The sequence below is a fragment of the Streptomyces sp. NPDC051909 genome, assembly GCF_040681095.1.
Classification (GTDB): Bacteria; Actinomycetota; Actinomycetes; order Streptomycetales; family Streptomycetaceae; genus Streptomyces.
The window spans coordinates 202,215-217,913 of record NZ_JBFAYA010000016.1 but is presented as its reverse complement, the minus strand read 5'-3'; the positions used below and the strand labels follow the sequence as shown (position 1 = coordinate 217,913).

General features: G+C 72.0%; 16 protein-coding genes. 11 read left to right on the top strand and 5 right to left on the bottom strand.

All coding sequences use genetic code 11. From position 1 onward, the window contains the following. Window positions 1–232: 232 nt before the first annotated feature. On the bottom strand, window positions 233–1,480 hold the full coding sequence (locus AB0M18_RS25385) for a helix-turn-helix domain-containing protein (protein WP_365761750.1): 1,248 nt from the start codon (window positions 1,478–1,480) through the stop codon (window positions 233–235). Window positions 1,481–1,673: 193 nt separating this feature from the next. Between AB0M18_RS25385 and AB0M18_RS25380 the strand changes: the two genes are divergently transcribed. The 3 genes from AB0M18_RS25380 (at window position 1,674) to AB0M18_RS25370 (ending at window position 4,640) form a co-directional block, all read left to right on the top strand. After that, window positions 1,674–2,600, top strand: a complete 927-nt coding sequence (locus AB0M18_RS25380) for a proline dehydrogenase family protein (RefSeq protein ID WP_365761748.1) — start codon at window positions 1,674–1,676, stop codon at window positions 2,598–2,600. 33 nt (window positions 2,601–2,633) lie between these two features. Continuing rightward, complete coding sequence (gene pruA, locus AB0M18_RS25375; protein WP_365761746.1) at window positions 2,634–4,265, top strand: L-glutamate gamma-semialdehyde dehydrogenase; 1,632 nt, start codon at window positions 2,634–2,636, stop codon at window positions 4,263–4,265. Between the two features lie 138 nt (window positions 4,266–4,403). Further along, window positions 4,404–4,640 (top strand): hypothetical protein, encoded by a 237-nt coding sequence (locus tag AB0M18_RS25370; protein WP_365761744.1) that lies wholly within the window; start codon window positions 4,404–4,406, stop codon window positions 4,638–4,640. 13 nt (window positions 4,641–4,653) lie between these two features. On the opposite strand, the gene AB0M18_RS25365 is transcribed toward AB0M18_RS25370, so the two are convergent. The 3 genes from AB0M18_RS25365 to AB0M18_RS25355 all read right to left on the bottom strand — a co-directional run bounded on the left by AB0M18_RS25365 (window position 4,654) and on the right by AB0M18_RS25355 (window position 6,718). Continuing rightward, window positions 4,654–5,541, bottom strand: a complete 888-nt coding sequence (locus tag AB0M18_RS25365; protein ID WP_365761742.1) for an alpha/beta hydrolase — start codon at window positions 5,539–5,541, stop codon at window positions 4,654–4,656. Window positions 5,542–5,633: 92 nt separating this feature from the next. After that, entirely contained in the window at window positions 5,634–6,365 is a 732-nt protein-coding gene (locus AB0M18_RS25360) for a hypothetical protein (protein ID WP_365761740.1), read from the bottom strand. Beyond that, on the bottom strand, window positions 6,362–6,718 hold the full coding sequence (locus AB0M18_RS25355) for a helix-turn-helix transcriptional regulator (RefSeq protein ID WP_365761738.1): 357 nt from the start codon (window positions 6,716–6,718) through the stop codon (window positions 6,362–6,364). The genes AB0M18_RS25360 and AB0M18_RS25355 overlap by 4 nt, the downstream gene beginning before the upstream one ends. Window positions 6,719–7,006: 288 nt before the next feature. Between AB0M18_RS25355 and AB0M18_RS25350 the strand changes: the two genes are divergently transcribed. The 3 genes from AB0M18_RS25350 to AB0M18_RS25340 all read left to right on the top strand — a co-directional run bounded on the left by AB0M18_RS25350 (window position 7,007) and on the right by AB0M18_RS25340 (window position 9,668). Beyond that, complete coding sequence (locus tag AB0M18_RS25350) at window positions 7,007–7,138, top strand: hypothetical protein (RefSeq protein ID WP_365761736.1); 132 nt, start codon at window positions 7,007–7,009, stop codon at window positions 7,136–7,138. Window positions 7,139–7,273: 135 nt separating this feature from the next. Further along, window positions 7,274–8,314 (top strand): 3-isopropylmalate dehydrogenase, encoded by a 1,041-nt coding sequence (locus AB0M18_RS25345; protein WP_365761734.1) that lies wholly within the window; start codon window positions 7,274–7,276, stop codon window positions 8,312–8,314. 262 nt (window positions 8,315–8,576) lie between these two features. Further along, window positions 8,577–9,668: a branched-chain amino acid aminotransferase gene (locus tag AB0M18_RS25340; protein ID WP_365761732.1), complete on the top strand. Its 1,092-nt coding sequence runs from the start codon at window positions 8,577–8,579 to the stop codon at window positions 9,666–9,668. A gap of 9 nt (window positions 9,669–9,677) precedes the next feature. Here the strand turns inward: AB0M18_RS25340 and AB0M18_RS25335 are convergent, their stop codons facing one another. Beyond that, window positions 9,678–11,162 (bottom strand): cytosine permease, encoded by a 1,485-nt coding sequence (locus AB0M18_RS25335; protein WP_365761730.1) that lies wholly within the window; start codon window positions 11,160–11,162, stop codon window positions 9,678–9,680. Between the two features lie 184 nt (window positions 11,163–11,346). Between AB0M18_RS25335 and ureA the strand changes: the two genes are divergently transcribed. The 5 genes from ureA to AB0M18_RS25310 all read left to right on the top strand — a co-directional run bounded on the left by ureA (window position 11,347) and on the right by AB0M18_RS25310 (window position 15,649). Beyond that, window positions 11,347–12,096 carry an urease subunit gamma gene (gene ureA, locus AB0M18_RS25330; RefSeq protein WP_365761728.1) on the top strand — a complete coding sequence of 250 codons (750 nt, stop codon included), beginning with the start codon at window positions 11,347–11,349 and terminating at the stop codon, window positions 12,094–12,096. Continuing rightward, the gene (locus AB0M18_RS25325; RefSeq protein WP_365761726.1) at window positions 12,096–13,778 is read left to right on the top strand and encodes an urease subunit alpha; all 1,683 of its coding nucleotides are present in this window, start codon (window positions 12,096–12,098) and stop codon (window positions 13,776–13,778) included. Before ureA ends, AB0M18_RS25325 begins: the two co-directional genes overlap by 1 nt. Window positions 13,779–13,787: 9 nt before the next feature. Continuing rightward, entirely contained in the window at window positions 13,788–14,804 is a 1,017-nt protein-coding gene (locus AB0M18_RS25320; RefSeq protein WP_365761724.1) for an agmatine deiminase family protein, read from the top strand. Window positions 14,805–14,830: 26 nt separating this feature from the next. Then, on the top strand, window positions 14,831–14,953 hold the full coding sequence (locus tag AB0M18_RS25315) for a hypothetical protein (RefSeq protein WP_365761722.1): 123 nt from the start codon (window positions 14,831–14,833) through the stop codon (window positions 14,951–14,953). Between the two features lie 156 nt (window positions 14,954–15,109). After that, window positions 15,110–15,649 (top strand): TetR/AcrR family transcriptional regulator, encoded by a 540-nt coding sequence (locus tag AB0M18_RS25310; RefSeq protein WP_365761769.1) that lies wholly within the window; start codon window positions 15,110–15,112, stop codon window positions 15,647–15,649. The last annotated feature ends 50 nt before the right edge of the window (window positions 15,650–15,699 follow it).

Sequence of the window (15,699 nt, the reverse complement as noted above, 5' to 3'; positions counted from 1 at the left end):
GACTGGGGGTACGCCCCCTGGCTTCGCCGGGGGTACCCCCACCCGGCGAAGCCAGGGGGAGCTACTTCCGACACACGCCCTAGGGCCGTACTGCACCGCAACGCCCACGCGCTCGGTGCCCGGCTCGCCGAGCGGGAGCGTGCCGAGCTCAGAGCTACGAGGCGTGCCCGGCACCCGGCGAGGGGTACTGCTGCGTCCGCCTGGAGCCCAAGGAGGCCGTGGAGCAACCGACCTACAACCGCGCCGACTTCAGCGCCATGTGCAGCAACAGCCGGTCCTCGCCCGCGTCCAGGTCGAGGCCGGTGAGCTGTTCGACGCGGGAGAGGCGGTAGTAGAGGGTCTGGCGGTGGATGCCGAGGGCCGTCGCCGTCCGGCCCGCCTGGCCCGCGTGGTCGAGGAACACCTCGGCCGTGCGGGCCAGTTCGGCATGGGCCGGGGCGAGCAGCGCGCGGACCGCCGGGTCGGGCTCGGCCGCCGGGAGGGCGGTGAGCATCCGGTACGGGCCGATGGCGGCCCACTCGGCCAGTGGGCCGAGGTGCGGCTGGGCGCTCGCGGCCCGCGCGGCCGACGTGGCCTCCCGCCAGGCGAGGTCGAGATCCGCGAGCCCGCGGCGCGGCGCCGCGATGCCGGCGACCGCTCCCGCGCCCCCCGCGTCGCGCAGCCGGCCGGCCGCCGTGGTGGCGGGGGAGAGGTTGTCGCCCGAGCGGAGCCGGACGAGCGCGGCGAGGGCGCGGCCGGTGCCGGTGCCGGTGCCGGGGAGGTACGGAGTCGGCGAGGTCTGGCCCGCGGGTGAACCCGGACCGGATCCCGCGCCCCCGCCCGGGCCGGGGGCCGAGCTCCGGCCCGCCGTCGCCCGCCACGGCACCGTGCACAGGGCGGCCGCGCCCGGCACCGTACGCGGCGAGGGGGAGTCCTCCTCGGGCCAGGGCGCGAGGCAGACCAGGGTGTGCAGCCCGTCCGCGTCCGGGCCGAGCGCGGTGCGCAGGGCGGCGAGGGCCATGTCGTACTGCCATCCGCGTTCCGCCGTCAGGGTGGTCCGCAGCTCCCGGGAGAGGTCGGCGCCCGCCCGCTCCTCGTCGGCGAGCAGGTCCCCGATCCGGGTCGCGACCTCCATCGCGGCGGTGAGGCGTTCGTGCGAGGGGCCCGGCTCGGCGTCGAGCAGCCACACGTAACCGAGGACCACACCACGATGGCGTACCGGGAGACAGATCCGGTCCCGGAAGACCCCGGCGTCCGGCGCGGCCGGAATGCGCACCGGGCCGGTCGCCCGGGCGATGCCGAAGCCCTCGAACCAGGCGCGGACCGCCGGGGTCGACTTCCTGGTGAGGATCGACCGGGTGCGGACCGGGTCCATGGCGCTGTCGTCCTCGCTGTCGTGCGCGCCGAAGGCGATCAGGCCGAAGTCGCGGTTCTCCAGGATCGCGGGGGTGCCGAGCAGCGTCGAGATCTCGTCGACCAGGTCCTGGTAATCGCCCTTCACGGCGCCATTCTCGCACCGCGCCCGGCCTTCCTCAGACAGATGTCTGAGAGCGGGGCCACGGATGCGTGACAGCTGTAGATGGCGGACGATCGGAGCGATCCTTAGGTTTCACGGTGGTTCTCCGTGCTGTTCCCGATTCCTTACCGAAGATCGGGTACGGCACCTTTCGTCACCCCGTCCTCAGGAGGTCCCCGTGCTGGGTCCCGTGATCCTCGCCGCGTCGCGCAGCGACAAGATGCGCCGTTTCGTGTCGGCCGCCCCCGGGACCAAGCAGGTCGTGGCCCGCTTCATCGCGGGCGAGTCGGTGAACGACGTCGTCCCGATCGTGCAGGACCTGGCCGCCCGCGGCCTCGAGGTCACCCTCGACGTCGTCGGTGAGGACATCACCACCGTCGAGCAGTCCTACGCCGCCCGCGACGCCTACCTGGAGCTGATCGGCCGCCTCAAGGACCTCGGCCTCGGCACCCGCGCCGAGATGTCCGTCAAGCTGTCGATGTTCGGCCAGTCGCTGGACGGCGGCCACGAGCTCGCCCTTGCGAACGTCCGCCCGGTCGTCGCGGCCGCCGCCGAGATCGGCACCACGGTCACCCTGGACGCCGAGGACCACACCACCCTCGACTCGATGTTCGCCATCCACGAGGAGCTGCGGAAGGACTTCCCGCAGACCGGCTGCGTCATCCAGGCCTACCTCTTCCGCACCGAGGACGACGCCCGCCGCCTGGCCGAGAGCGGCTCGCGCGTGCGCATCGTGAAGGGCGCCTACAAGGAGCCCGCCGAGGTCGCGATCCAGGACAAGGCCGAGATCGACAAGGCCTACGTCCGGATCATGAAGATCCTGATGGACGGCGAGGGCTACCCGATGATCGGGTCCCACGACCCGCGCCTCATCTCGGTCGCCCAGGAGCTGGCGCGGCGCGCCGGGCGCAAGCTGGACGAGTACGAGTTCCAGATGCTGTACGGCATCCGCAGCGAGGAGCAGAACCGGCTCGCCGCCGAGGGCCACCGGATGCGCGTCTACACGGCCTACGGCACCGACTGGTACGGCTACTTCATGCGCCGCCTCGCGGAGAAGCCGGCCAACCTCCTCTTCTTCGTCCGTTCCATGCTCACCAAGGGCTGAGCCCCACACCCCTCAGAAGGAGTCAAGAGACACATGGACGCTGTGACCCAGGTCCCCACTCCCGTCAACGAGCCGGTGCACGGCTACGCCCCCGGTTCGCCCGAGCGCGCCCGCCTGGAGGCCAAGCTCAAGGAGCTCGCCGACAACCCGCGCGACCTGCCGATGACGATCGGCGGCGTCAAGCGCATGGGCGGCGGCGAGGAGTTCAAGGTCGTCCAGCCGCACAACCACAAGGCCGTCATCGGCACCTTCCGCGGTGCCACCCAGGCCGACGCCCAGGACGCGATCGACGCCGCCCTGGCCGCCGCCCCGGCCTGGCGCGCGATGTCCTTCGACGACCGCGCCGCGATCATCCTGCGCGCCGCCGAGCTGCTCGCCGGCCCGTGGCGCGAGACGCTGGCCGCCTCCACCATGCTCGGCCAGTCGAAGACCGCCCAGCAGGCCGAGATCGACACCCCGTGCGAGCTCGTCGACTTCTGGCGCTTCAACGTCGCCTACGCCCGCCAGATCCTCGCCGAGCAGCCGCCGGCGAACTCCCCGGGCGTGTGGAACCGACTGGACCACCGCCCGCTTGAGGGCTTCGTCTACGCGATCACGCCGTTCAACTTCACGGCCATCGCGGGCAACCTGCCCACCGCCCCCGCCCTCATGGGCAACGTGGTGGTCTGGAAGCCGTCCCCGACCCAGACCCACTCCGCCGTGCTCCTCATGGAGCTCCTGGAGGAGGCCGGCCTGCCGAAGGGCGTCATCAACCTGGTGACCGGCGACGGCATCGCCGTCTCGGACGTGGCCCTGAACCACCCCGACCTGGCCGGTATCCACTTCACCGGTTCCACCCGCACCTTCCAGCACCTGTGGAAGACGGTCGGCACCAACATCGAGAAGTACCGCTCCTACCCGCGGATCGTCGGCGAGACCGGCGGCAAGGACTTCGTCGTCGCGCACCCGAGCGCCGACCGCGCCGTCCTGAAGACCGCGCTGACCCGCGGCTCCTTCGAGTTCCAGGGCCAGAAGTGCTCCGCCTCCTCGCGCGCCTACGTTCCGGCCTCCATCTGGAACGACGGCTTCAAGGAGGAGTTCGCGGCCGAGGTCGACGGCATCAAGATGGGTGACGTCACCGACCTCACCAACTTCATCGGCGCCGTCATCGACGACCGCGCCTTCGCGAAGAACAAGGCCGCGATCGACCGCGCCGCCGCCGACCCGAGCTGCACGATCGTCGCCGGTGGCAGCTACGACGACTCCGAGGGCTACTTCGTGCGCCCGACGGTCATCGAGTGCTCCGACCCCGAGAACGAGGTCTTCACGACCGAGTACTTCGGCCCGATCCTCGCGGTCCACGTCTACGACGACGCGAAGTACGACGAGATGCTGGCGCAGATGGAGTCGGTGTCGGCCTACGCCCTGACCGGCTCGGTTATCGCGAACGACCGCGCCGCCGCCGCGTACACGATGGAGAAGCTGCGCTACGCCGCGGGCAACTTCTACATCAACGACAAGTCGACCGGCGCCGTCGTCGGCCAGCAGCCCTTCGGAGGCGGCCGCGCCTCGGGCACGAACGACAAGGCCGGCGCCCCGCAGAACCTGATGCGCTGGACGCTGACCCGCGCCATCAAGGAGACGCTGGTCCCGCCGACCGAGTACGGCTACCCGCACATGGGCTGACGCCCCCCGCCGCTCTCTTCCCCGAGCGGCCCCTGAACACCGCCCCCTTCCTTGGTCCCCCAACCGAGGTCGGGGGCGGTTTCCATGGGGCGGGTCTACGCTGCTGGGGAGGGGGCCGGCTCTGCGAGGAGGTACGGCATGCCTGGTTCGACGACCCTCGGCCCCGGGCACGGGGCCGACGCGATCGACCACCCCGACGCCCAGCGGTTGACGACCGTGATGCGGGAGCTGCACCGGCTGCTCACCGCGACGGGACCGGAGCGGCTCACGCACGCGCAGGTCACCGCCCTGTGCGAGGGCGACGCGCACGCGCGCATGGAGTTCACCGCATGGGTGGAGCGCGTGACCCACGAGCTGGAGCGGGCCACGGCCTGACGGTGACGTCCCGCTACCGCTCGTCGGCGACCCGCCGCGCCAGGAAGTCGTCGATCAGCGCGGCGATCCGCGGCGCGTGGGTCTCCAGGGCGAAGTGGCCCGTGGGCAGGAGGTGGATCTCGGCGTCCGGGAGATCGCGGCGGAAGGCCTCGGCGCCGGCCGGGACGAAGACCTGGTCGCCCTCGCCCCAGACGGCGAGGAGCGGCACGCCGCTGGTGCGGAAGTACTCCTGGAAGGCCGGGTAGAGGGCGAAGTTGGCGCCGTAGTCGCCGATCAGGTCGAGCTGGATCGCGTCCTGGCCCGGGCGGGCCATCAGGGCCGCGTCGTGGTGCCAGGCGTCCGGGCTGAGCAGCTCGCGGAACGCGTCCGGGACGCCCGTCTCGTACTGCCAGCGGATGCCGTCGAGCGAGCGGATCGCGCGGACCGGCTCCTCGGTCTCGGGCGTGCGCTCGGCGATCATCGCCAGGACCGGGGCCCAGGCCTCGGCGCCGAGCCCCTCCTCGTACGCGTTGCCGTTCTGGCTGATGATCGCGGTGATCCGCTCGGGGTGCGCGAGGGTGAGGCGCAGGCCGATGGGGGCGCCGTAGTCCTGGATGTAGAGCGCGAACCGGTCGAGCTTCAGTTCCTCGGTGAACTCCGAGGTGAGCGCCGCCAGTTCCGCGAAGGTGTACGGGAAGTCGGCGGCGTCCGGGGCGTCGCTGCGGCCGAAGCCCAGGTGGTCCGGGGCGATCAGGCGGTAGCGGTGGGCGAGCCGGGGGATCAGCTCGCGGAACATGTGCGAGCTGGTGGGGAATCCGTGCAGCAGGAGGAGCACGGGCGCGTCGGCGGGGCCCGCCTCCCGGTAGTGGATCGCGTGGCCGCGGACGGTGACGGAGCGGTGGTGGACCGGGAGCACGGACATATCTCTAACCCCTCATGCGGCGGTTACCGGTTATGCGGTGACAAGGGGAGTCAACCGCCTTCGCCTCTAACCTGTCAATGAGTTTTTAAGGGTTAGAGGTCAGGAGTTAGGGGGGAGGAGGAGGTCTCCTTGCCCTTCCGGGTCTCCAGGTTCGCCGTGAGCACCGCCAGCATCGCGCCGCCGAAGGACACGAGGACCGCGAGGCCCAGCGGGCCCATCGCCACGAACGCCGCCACCGAGGCCAGTGCCCACACCGCGAGCAGCACCTTCGCCCGCCGGCTAAGGAAGAGGTGCCCGATCGGGGTCCTCGGGACCGAGCGCAGGGCGCCCTCCGGGCCCTCCGTCGCCGCCTTCGGGCGCTTGAAGTAGCCGTACACCAGCCACTCGCCGCACAGTTCCCAGCCCTCGGGCTCCAGCTCGCCGAGCACCGCCGCCCGGCGCCGGCCGGCGATCACCTCGCGCCGGTACTCCCAGGCGAGCGCCACCGAGGGCGCCCGGCGGCACACGAAGCGGCCGAGCGAGTCCAGGGACTCCACCTCCCAGCCCTGGTCGCCGTGGACCGCCAGCATCCGGCGGTCGTTGAACAGGTCCGCCGTCCAGGTCCAGTGCTCCGCCTCGGCCTCCGGCTCGCCGGGCGCGGGCGCGAGCCCGCCGAGCGAGGCCGCGAACCGGTCCGCCGGGCCGAACTCCTGCTCCGGAGCCGTCCCCGACTCCGCCAGGTGGCCGCGCAGTTCGTCGACGGTCCGGGTGATCTGCTCCCCCGGGACCCCGGCGGCGCGCAGCGCCTCCGTCAGCTCCGCGAACCAGTCTTCGGTCGTGCTCATGGTGTGTCGTCTCCCCGTGTCCGTCCCCGTGTGCGCAGCTGCTTCCCGACGGCCCGGTGGAACTCCGTCCACGCCTCGGTCTCGGCCGTGAGGTGGGTGCGGCCCACCTCCGTGAGTCGGTAGTAGCGCCGCCCGGGCCCGCGCTCGGCGGCCCGGAACTCGGCCTCCAGCAGGCCCGCCTCCTCCAGGCGGTTCAGGACGGGATAGAGCGTCCCGCCCTTGATCTCGCCCAGTCCGGCCCCGGCGAGCGCCTTGGCGATCTCGTACCCGTAACTCTCCCCGTCGGTCAGGCAGGAGAGGACGAGCAGGTCGAGGACTCCCTTGAGCCAGCTGGATCTGCGGTCTGCGGCCATGACGGCATTCCATCACTACCTAGGTAGGAATGCAATCTAGCTAGCGGAGACGAGTGCCTTGTCGGTGCGGGGTGTGACCCGTTCGCCGTCTCAGATAGTAGGAAGTCCGAGTAACTGTGGAGACAGACAGCCGGAGCTGCCCTAGCTTTGTAGAAGCCGAACGTCCCGCTCCATCGAGCGACGGCGGTCGAGAGCGCGACGCCCCTGTGCAGGCCACCCCTGCGGCGGCGCTCCCCGCCCCTTCCGGCGCCTTCGATCACCGCCCTGATCTCAAGGAGTCGATCCCTCATGGCCACTCAGACCGCCCGCCGCGTCCGCCACTCCGCCGTCCGTCCCAGCGACGACGCCCGCAAGAACGCCGCCGCCGCCCTCCAGCGCGCCCTCGACCGCCGTGACAACGGTGGCGAGACCGGCCACTGACACCTCCCGGACCACCCGGCCGACATCCCCCGGACCACTGGCCGACATCCCCCCGGGTCCACCCCCGCACCTGTCCGTTCGTCCACATGGTGGACGTGACGTGTCAGACGATGGGACGAGCAGTAGGGTGCCGACATGTCTCACAGCATCGATCTCGCAGTCATCCCCGGCGACGGCATCGGCCAGGAGGTCGTGGCCCAGGGCCTCAAGGTCCTCGCGGCCGCCCTTCCCCAGGATGTGAAGCTGGAGACGAAGGAGTACGACTTCGGCGCCAAGCGCTACCACGCCACCGGTGAGACCCTCACCGACGCCGACCTCGACGCCCTCAAGCAGCACGACGCGATCCTGCTCGGCGCGATCGGCGACCCGTCGGTCCCGTCCGGCGTCCTGGAGCGGGGCTTCCTGCTCAAGCTGCGCTTCGCCTTCGACCACCACGTCAACCTGCGTCCCTCGAAGCTGCTGCCCGGCGTCGCGACCCCGCTCGCCGGCCAGCCCGAGATCGACTTCGTCGTGGTCCGCGAGGGCACCGAGGGCCCGTACACCGGCAACGGCGGCACCATCCGCAAGGGCACCGAGCACGAGGTCGCCACCGAGGTCTCCGTCAACACCGCCTACGGTGTCGAGCGCGTGGTCCGCGACGCCTTCGCCCGCGCCCAGGCCCGCCCCCGCAAGAAGCTCACGCTGGTCCACAAGAACAACGTGCTGACCTTCGCGGGCCACCTGTGGACGAACATCTTCAACAAGGTGGCGGCCGAGTTCCCCGAGGTCACCACCGACTACCTGCACGTCGACGCCGCGACGATCTTCCTGGTCACCGACCCGGCCCGGTTCGACGTCATCGTCACCGACAACCTCTTCGGCGACATCATCACCGACCTCGCCGCGGCCGTCTCCGGCGGCATCGGCGTGGCCGCCTCGGGCAACATCAACCCGAGCGGCGCGTTCCCGTCCATGTTCGAGCCGGTCCACGGCTCCGCGCCGGACATCGCGGGTCAGGGCAAGGCCGACCCGACGGCCACCGTCCTCTCCGTCGCCCTCCTGCTGCGCCACCTCGGCCACGAGTCCGAGGCCGCCCGGATCGAGGAGGCCGTCGCCGCCGACCTCACCGAGCGCGGCGACGCCGTCCGCTCCACGGACGAGATCGGCGACGCGCTCGCCGCGCGAGTAGCGAGCTGACCCGCCGCTGACACTCCACGACAGCCGCCGGGTCGCCCTCAGGCCACCCGGCGGCTGTACGTGTGCGGTCGCAGGGTGCCACCATCGAACCCTGGACCGCGTACACACCGTTTCGTGCACCGGCCGCCACGCGCGATAATCGAACGTGGGGCCGCGGCATGCGGAAGGCTCGGACGTCCCAGCAGTACCGCGTGAGGTGTGCGTGACTGCGGAGCGGCGTGAGCGCGGTCCGATCCACACAACCGGTGAAGGACAAGCACTCATGACGACGCCCACCATCGAGCTCAAGCCCTCCTCCAGCCCGCTGTCCGACGCGGAGCGCGAGGCGATCCTGGCCAACCCCGGGTTCGGCCGGCACTTCACCGACCACATGGTCACCGTCCGCTGGACGGAGGGCCGCGGCTGGCACGACGGCCAGCTCGTGCCGTACGGCCCGCTCTCCCTCGACCCGGCGACGAACGTCCTGCACTACGCCCAGGAGATCTTCGAGGGCCTGAAGGCCTTCCGCCGCCCCGACGGCTCCGTCGCCAGCTTCCGCCCGGACGCCAACGCCCACCGCTTCCAGCGCTCCGCGCACCGGCTCGGCATGCCCGAACTGCCGGTCGAGACCTTCATCGAGGCCTGTGACGCGCTGGTCCGCCAGGACGAGGCCTGGGTCCCGGCGCACGGCGGCGAGGCCTCGCTCTACCTGCGCCCGTTCATGATCGCGACCGAGGTCGGCCTGGGCGTCCGCCCGGCCAACGAGTACCTCTTCGTCGTCATCGCCTCCCCGGCGGGCCCGTACTTCCCCGGCGGCGTCAAGCCGGTCTCCATCTGGGCCTCCGAGGACCGCGTCCGCGCCGTCCCCGGCGGCATGGGCGACGCCAAGACCGGCGGCAACTACGCGGCCTCCCTGCTCGCGCAGGCCGAGGCGGCGGAGAAGGGCTGCGAGCAGGTCTGCTACCTCGACGCGGTCGAGCACAAGTGGGTCGAGGAACTCGGCGGCATGAACCTGTACTTCGTGTACGGGAACAAGATCGTCACCCCGGCCCTCACCGGCTCCCTGCTCGCGGGCATCACGCGCGACTCGCTGCTCAAGCTCGCCACCGACCTCGGCTACGAGGTCGAGGAGGGCCGCGTCTCCATCGACCAGTGGCAGGCCGACACCGCGAACGGCACCCTCACCGAGGTCTTCGCCTGCGGCACCGCCGCCGCCATCACCCCGGTCGGCACGGTCAAGTCCGCCCGGGGCGACTGGCAGCACTCGGGCGGTCAGCCGGGTGAGACCACGATGAAGCTGCGCGAGGCGCTGCTCGCCATCCAGACCGGCCGGGCCGAGGATGCCCACGGCTGGATGCACGAGCTGGGCAAGTGAGCGACTAGATCAGTCCACCAGGGCGCCCGGGACGGTCTCCGTCCCGGGCGCTTCCGCGTTCCCGGGCGCCTGTGCCTGTGCCTGCGCCTGTGCCTGTGCCTGCGGCGCCGTCTCCGTCCGCATCGCCGGCGTGAGCACCGCGTACAGCAGTCCGCCGATGATCCCCGAGAGCACGAAGCTGCAGTCGATCCCGCCCGTCAGGGAGAGCAGCGGGCCCTCGTAGAGCGGGGTGGACACCCCGGCCAGCCCGACCGCCGCGCCGATCGCCCAGGCGGCGGTGGCGCGCGGGTGCCAGCCGGCGGCGAACCAGTAGATCCCGCCGCGCGAGCGCCGGTTGTAGACCTGGAGCGCCTCCGCGTCGTACACCCCGCGGCACCGCCGGTGCCCGATGAGCGTGATGACCGCCCACGGGGTGCCGATCGCGGTGAGCAGCAGCACGAACGAGGTCATCGCGGTCTGCGCGTCCGAGGCGAAGTGCCCGAGGAAGACGAAGGCGGTGGCGACGGCCGCGACGACCAGGGTGGCGCGGGCGCGGGTGGCCTTCGGCAGGATCGCGTCCAGGTCCAGGCCCATCGAGTAGAGCATCAGTCCGGCGTTGCCGACCGAGCCGGCGGTGGCGGCGAGCAGCAGCGGCACCAGGTACCAGACGGGGGACGCGGCCACCAGCGGCCCGGCGTAGTCGGCGCCGCCGCGGGCCGCGAGGGCGGTGAAGGTGCCGAAGAGCTGGGGCACGAGTAGGCCCACGATCAGGCCGAGACAGGTGGCGCGCCAGACCTTCTTCGGGTGGTGCCGCCGCGGCGAGATGTAGCGGGTGTAGTCGCCGAGCAGGGTGATGAAGGCGACCGGGCCGCTGAGACCGGCGGCGACCGCCGAGAGCAGCCAGGTCGGCCAGAAGGAGCCGAGCAGGTACGGGGTGTCCGGCACGGCCGCGGTGGTGAAGTCCCCGGCGTACGCGACGAGTCCGACGGCGAGGAGCACGGTCATGCCGATCGCGAGGGCCTGGCTGAGCCGGAGCAGCAGCCGGTAGCCGTAGACCGCGCCGATCACGGTGAGCGCGGCGAGCAGCGCGTAGACGGCGGTGTGCGTGGCGCCGCCGGTGGGCAGGCCGATCAGCCGCTCCAGGGTGCCGACCATCACGTCGCCGCCGATCCACAGGGTCAGCGCGGTGTAGCCGAGCGAGAGCAGCAGTCCGACCACCGAGCCGACGAGCCGGCCGCGGACGCCGAAGAAGGCGCCGGAGGAGGTGGAGAGGTTGGTGGCGGTGCGCAGCGAGACCAGCGCGAGCGGGGCGGTGACGGCGACGCCGACGAGGGTGCCGGCGACGACCGAGGTCACCGAGGCCCACCAGCCGAGCCCGAACGAGACCGGGAGCCAGCCGAAGACGATCACGCCGAGGCAGAGGTTGGAGCCGAGCAGGATCGACACGAGGTCGCGGGGACCGCTGGTGCGTTCCTCCTCGGGGACCGTGTCGACTCCGCGCTGTTCTATCGCCATGAGAACTCCCTGGGGGACGGGGCTGGGGGCGGGGCGGGGGAGTGGGGGGTTCGGAGCGGCTTTAGAGCGACGCTCAATGTCAGCCAATGTGACTCATCGCGGACGGCCACGTCAATGCTTGGAAGATGCCGCGACAACATTTAGAGTGTTGCTCAAAGTCGTTCGATCAGGAGGTGTACGAGACGTGCGACTGACCCCCACGGAACGCGACCGGCTGCTGCTCTTCGGGGCCGCCGAGCTGGCCCGCGCCCGCCGGGCCCGCGGCCTGAGGCTCAATGTCCCCGAGGCGACCGCGATCGTCGCGGACACCGTCTGCGAGGCTGCCCGCGACGGCAGGCGGCTCGCCGAGGCGATCGAGGCGGCCCGCTCGGTGCTCGGCCCCGACGACGTGCTGCCCGGCGTCGCCGACGTGGTCACCGAGGTGCACGTCGAGGCCGTCTTCGACGACGGATCCCGGCTCGCGGTGGTCTCCGACCCCATCGGCTGGGGGTCCCCCGGTGAAACGGGGGGCGGCTCGCCGGCGGAGGGCGCGCCCGGCGCGCTGCTCCCGGGGCCCGGGTACGAGCAGACCGCCCCGGCCGTCACCCTCGCCGTCCGCAACACCGCCGCGGTCCCGGTGAGCATCACCTCCCACTTCCACTTCTTCGAGGCCAATCCGCGCCTCGACTTCGACCGCGCGGCGGCGTACGGCATGCGCCTGGCCATCCCGGCCGGCGCCTCCTTCCGCTTCGACCCCGGCGGCGCGGCCGAGGTCGGCCTGGTCCCGATCGGCGGCGCCCGCGTCGCGATCGGCTTCGCCGGCCTGGTCGACGGACCCCTGGACGCCCCCGGGGCGCGGGACGAGGCCCTGCGCAGGGCCGCGGCCTGCGGATATCTCGGCGCGGACGCCCGTGGCGAGGCCGCCCCCGCGAACGCCCCGAAGGAGGGTGAGTGATGGACCCCTACGAGTACGCCTCCGTGCACGGCCCCCGGGCCGGCGACCGGGTCGTCCTGGGCGACTCCGGCCTCGTCGTGCGCGTCGAGTCCGACTCCCAGAAGCCCGGCGACGAGTTCCTCGCCGGCTTCGGCAAGACCGCCCGCGACGGACTCCACCTGAAGGCCGCCGCCGTCCGCGAGACCTGCGACGTCGTCATCAGCAACGTCCTGGTGATCGACCCCGTGCAGGGCATCCGCAAGACCTCGATCGGCATCCGCGAGGGCCGCATCCACGCCATCGGGCGGGCCGGCAACCCGGACACCCTCGACGGCGTCGACGTGGTCGTCGGCACCGGCACCTCGATCGTCTCCGGCGAGGGCATGATCGCCACCGCCGGCGCCGTCGACACCCATGTGCACCTGCTTTCGCCCCGGATCATGGAGGCCTCGCTCGCCAGCGGCGTCACCACGGTCATCGGCCAGGAGTTCGGGCCGGTCTGGGGCGTCGGCGTCAACTCGCCGTGGGCGCTGCGCCACGCCTTCAACGCCTTCGACGCCTGGCCGGTCAACATCGGCTTCCTCGCCCGCGGCTCGTCCTCGGACCCGGCGCCGCTGGTGGAGGCCCTGGCGGAGGGCGGTGCCTCCGGCTTCAAGGTCCACGAGGACATGGGCGCCCACACCCGGGCCCTGGACACCGCGCTGCGGGTCGCCGAGGAGCACGACGTGCAGGTCGCCCTGCACTCGGACGGCCTCAACGAGTGCCTGTCGGTCGAGGACACCCTGAAGGTCCTCGACGGACGCACCATCCACGCCTTCCACATCGAGGGCTGCGGCGGCGGGCACGTCCCCAACGTGCTGAAGATGGCGGGCGTGCCGAACGTCATCGGCTCCTCCACCAACCCCACGCTGCCCTTCGGACGCGACGCCGTCGCCGAGCACTACGGCATGATCGTGTCCGTCCACGACCTGAAGACCGACCTGCCCGGCGACGCCGCCATGGCGCGCGACCGGATCAGGGCCGGGACGATGGGCGCCGAGGACGTCCTGCACGACCTCGGCGCGATCGGCATCACGTCCTCGGACGCGCAGGGCATGGGAAGGGCCGGCGAGACCGTACGCCGGACCTTCGCCATGGCCGGGAAGATGAAGGCCGAGCTCGGCCCGCTGGAGGGCGACGGCGCGCACGACGACAACGCGCGCGTGCTGCGCTACCTGGCCAAGCTGACCCTCAACCCGGCCATCGCCCACGGCCTCGCGCACGAGATCGGCTCGATCGAGACCGGCAAGCTCGCCGACATCGTGCTGTGGCGGCCCGAGTTCTTCGGCGCCAAGCCACAGCTGGTCCTGAAGTCCGGCTTCCCCGCGTACGGGGTCACGGGCGACCCGAACGCCGCCACCGACACCTGCGAACCGCTCGTGCTCGGCCCGCAGTTCGGCGCCCACGGCGCGACCGCCGCCGACATCTCCGTGGCCTTCGTCGCGCAGGCCGCCGTCGACCTCGGCACCGACGGGATGCCCACCCGCCGCCGGCGCGTCCCGGTGCGCGGCACCCGCGGCATCGGCCCCGCCGACCTTCGGTTCAACTCCCGCGTCGGCGACGTGCAGGTCGACGGCCGCACCGGCCTCGTCTCGCTCGACGGCACGCCGATCCGCTCCGAGGCGGCCGAGTCCGTCTCCCTCAACCGCCTCTACTTCCTCTAGGACCTGTCGATGACCTTCCGCATGCCCGCCGAATGGATGCCGCACGAGCGCACCTGGATGGCCTGGCCCAGCCCCAACCCCACCTTCACCGACGAGGAGGAGCTCGCCGAGGCCCGTACCGCCTGGGCGTCGGTGGCCCGCGCCGTCCGCCGCTTCGAGCCGGTGACGATGGTCGTCGCGCCCGGCGACGCCGACTCGGCCCGTGCGCTCCTCGGCGAGGAGATCGACCTGGTCGAGCGCGAGCTCGACGACGCCTGGATGCGGGACATCGGCCCGACCTTCGTCACCAACGGCACCGAACTCGCTGCCGTGGACTGGGTGTTCAACGGCTGGGGCGCCCAGGACTGGGCCCGCTGGGAGCACGACTCCAAGATCGCCCGCCATGTCGCGGACGTGGCGGGAGTCCCCGTACTCTCCTCCCCGCTCGTGAACGAGGGCGGCGCGATCCACGTGGACGGCGAGGGCACCGTCCTGCTCACCGACACCGTGCAGCTCGGCGCGGGCCGCAACCCCGAGTGGAACCGCCAGGAGGTCGAGGCCGAGATCCACGCGCAGCTCGGCACGACCAAGGCTATATGGCTCCCGCACGGCCTGGCCGGCGACTACGGCCTCTACGGCACCCAGGGCCATGTCGACATCGTCGCCGCCTTCGCCCGCCCCGGCACCGTCCTGGTCCACAGTCAGCAGAACCCGCAGCACCCCGACTACGAACGCTCCCGCCTCTACGTCGACCTGCTCCGCGGCCAGACCGACGCCCAGGGCCGCCCCCTGGAGGTCATCGAGGTCCCGGCCCCCACCGTCCTCAAGGACGACGAGGGCGACTGGGTCGACTACTCGTACATCAACCACTACCTCTGCAACGGCGGCGTGGTCCTCTGCGCCTTCGACGACCCGCACGACGAACTGGCCGCCGAGATCTTCCGCCGCCTCTTCCCCGAGCGTACGGTGACCCTGGTCGACGCCCGCCCGATCTTCGCGGGCGGCGGCGGCATCCACTGCATCACCCAGCAGCAGCCGGCGGTGTAGCGCCGCCACCCGGGGGAGGGGGCGCGATGGAGCGGGTCCTGCGGATCCTGTGGGGCGTGCTCGCCGGCATGGTCGGGCACATCGCCGTGCGCATGGTGCTGGGCTTCCTCGTCGCGATGTTCTTCGTGTACGTCGTCCACGACGCCTGAGTCCCGGCGAGCTCTACGGCGCCCGGGTCCCGGCGAGGCCCGATCCTGTAGAACGTACGAGTGAGTCAGAGCAGCAGCCCGGCCCCCGACCCGGCCCCCCACCCCCGCCGCCGCAACCAGGCCGCGCCGCCCCGCGAGGACGTGCTCGCCGCCGCCATGGACACCATCGCCGAGCGCGGGCTCGACGGGCTGACCATGGCCGGGCTCGGGCGGCAGGTCGGGATGAGCAGTGGGCACCTGCTCTACTACTTCCGCACCAAGGACGAGCTGCTGCTGCAGACCCTGGAGTGGAGCGAGGGGCGGCTCGGCGCCGAGCGCGGGGCGCTGCTCGCCCGGCCCGGGACGGCCCGGGAGCGGCTCGACGGCTATGTCGAGGTGTACGTGCCGGACGGGCCGCGCGATCCGCACTGGACCCTCTGGCTGGAGGTCTGGAACCGCTCGCAGAACGCCGACGACGACGCCCGCGCCCGGCAGGCCGCCATCGAGGCCGCCTGGCATCGCGACCTCGTCGCGCTGCTCGCCGAGGGCGTCTCGCGCGGCGAGTTCCGGCCCGTCGACCCGGACCGCTTCGCGCACCGGATGCGGGCCCTGCTCGACGGGTTCAGCGTGCACGTCGCCGTCGGCATCCCCGGCACCGGGCGGTCACAAGTCCTCGACCACGTACGGGAGTTCATCGCCGAAACCCTGCTTCCGTGACCGTTAGGCACGCAAGTACTCCCGATTGTTGCGCCGCGCGCCCTTGTTGC

Bases quoted from the DNA above. Each gene is read 5' to 3' on its own strand.
- AB0M18_RS25350 (WP_365761736.1), top strand. From the start codon at position 7,007: ATGGCCACTCAGACCGCCCGCCGCGTCCGCCACTCCGCCGTCCGTCCC.
- AB0M18_RS25335 (WP_365761730.1), bottom strand. From the start codon at position 11,162: ATGGCGATAGAACAGCGCGGAGTCGACACGGTCCCCGAGGAGGAACGC.
- AB0M18_RS25325 (WP_365761726.1), top strand. From the start codon at position 12,096: ATGGACCCCTACGAGTACGCCTCCGTGCACGGCCCCCGGGCCGGCGAC.
- AB0M18_RS25370 (WP_365761744.1), top strand. From the start codon at position 4,404: ATGCCTGGTTCGACGACCCTCGGCCCCGGGCACGGGGCCGACGCGATC.
- AB0M18_RS25310 (WP_365761769.1), top strand. From the start codon at position 15,110: ATGGACACCATCGCCGAGCGCGGGCTCGACGGGCTGACCATGGCCGGG.
- AB0M18_RS25315 (WP_365761722.1), top strand. From the start codon at position 14,831: ATGGAGCGGGTCCTGCGGATCCTGTGGGGCGTGCTCGCCGGCATGGTC.
- AB0M18_RS25340 (WP_365761732.1), top strand. From the start codon at position 8,577: ATGACGACGCCCACCATCGAGCTCAAGCCCTCCTCCAGCCCGCTGTCC.
- AB0M18_RS25360 (WP_365761740.1), bottom strand. From the start codon at position 6,365: ATGAGCACGACCGAAGACTGGTTCGCGGAGCTGACGGAGGCGCTGCGC.
- AB0M18_RS25365 (WP_365761742.1), bottom strand. From the start codon at position 5,541: ATGTCCGTGCTCCCGGTCCACCACCGCTCCGTCACCGTCCGCGGCCAC.
- AB0M18_RS25355 (WP_365761738.1), bottom strand. From the start codon at position 6,718: ATGGCCGCAGACCGCAGATCCAGCTGGCTCAAGGGAGTCCTCGACCTG.
- AB0M18_RS25345 (WP_365761734.1), top strand. From the start codon at position 7,274: ATGTCTCACAGCATCGATCTCGCAGTCATCCCCGGCGACGGCATCGGC.
- pruA (WP_365761746.1), top strand. From the start codon at position 2,634: ATGGACGCTGTGACCCAGGTCCCCACTCCCGTCAACGAGCCGGTGCAC.
- AB0M18_RS25320 (WP_365761724.1), top strand. From the start codon at position 13,788: ATGACCTTCCGCATGCCCGCCGAATGGATGCCGCACGAGCGCACCTGG.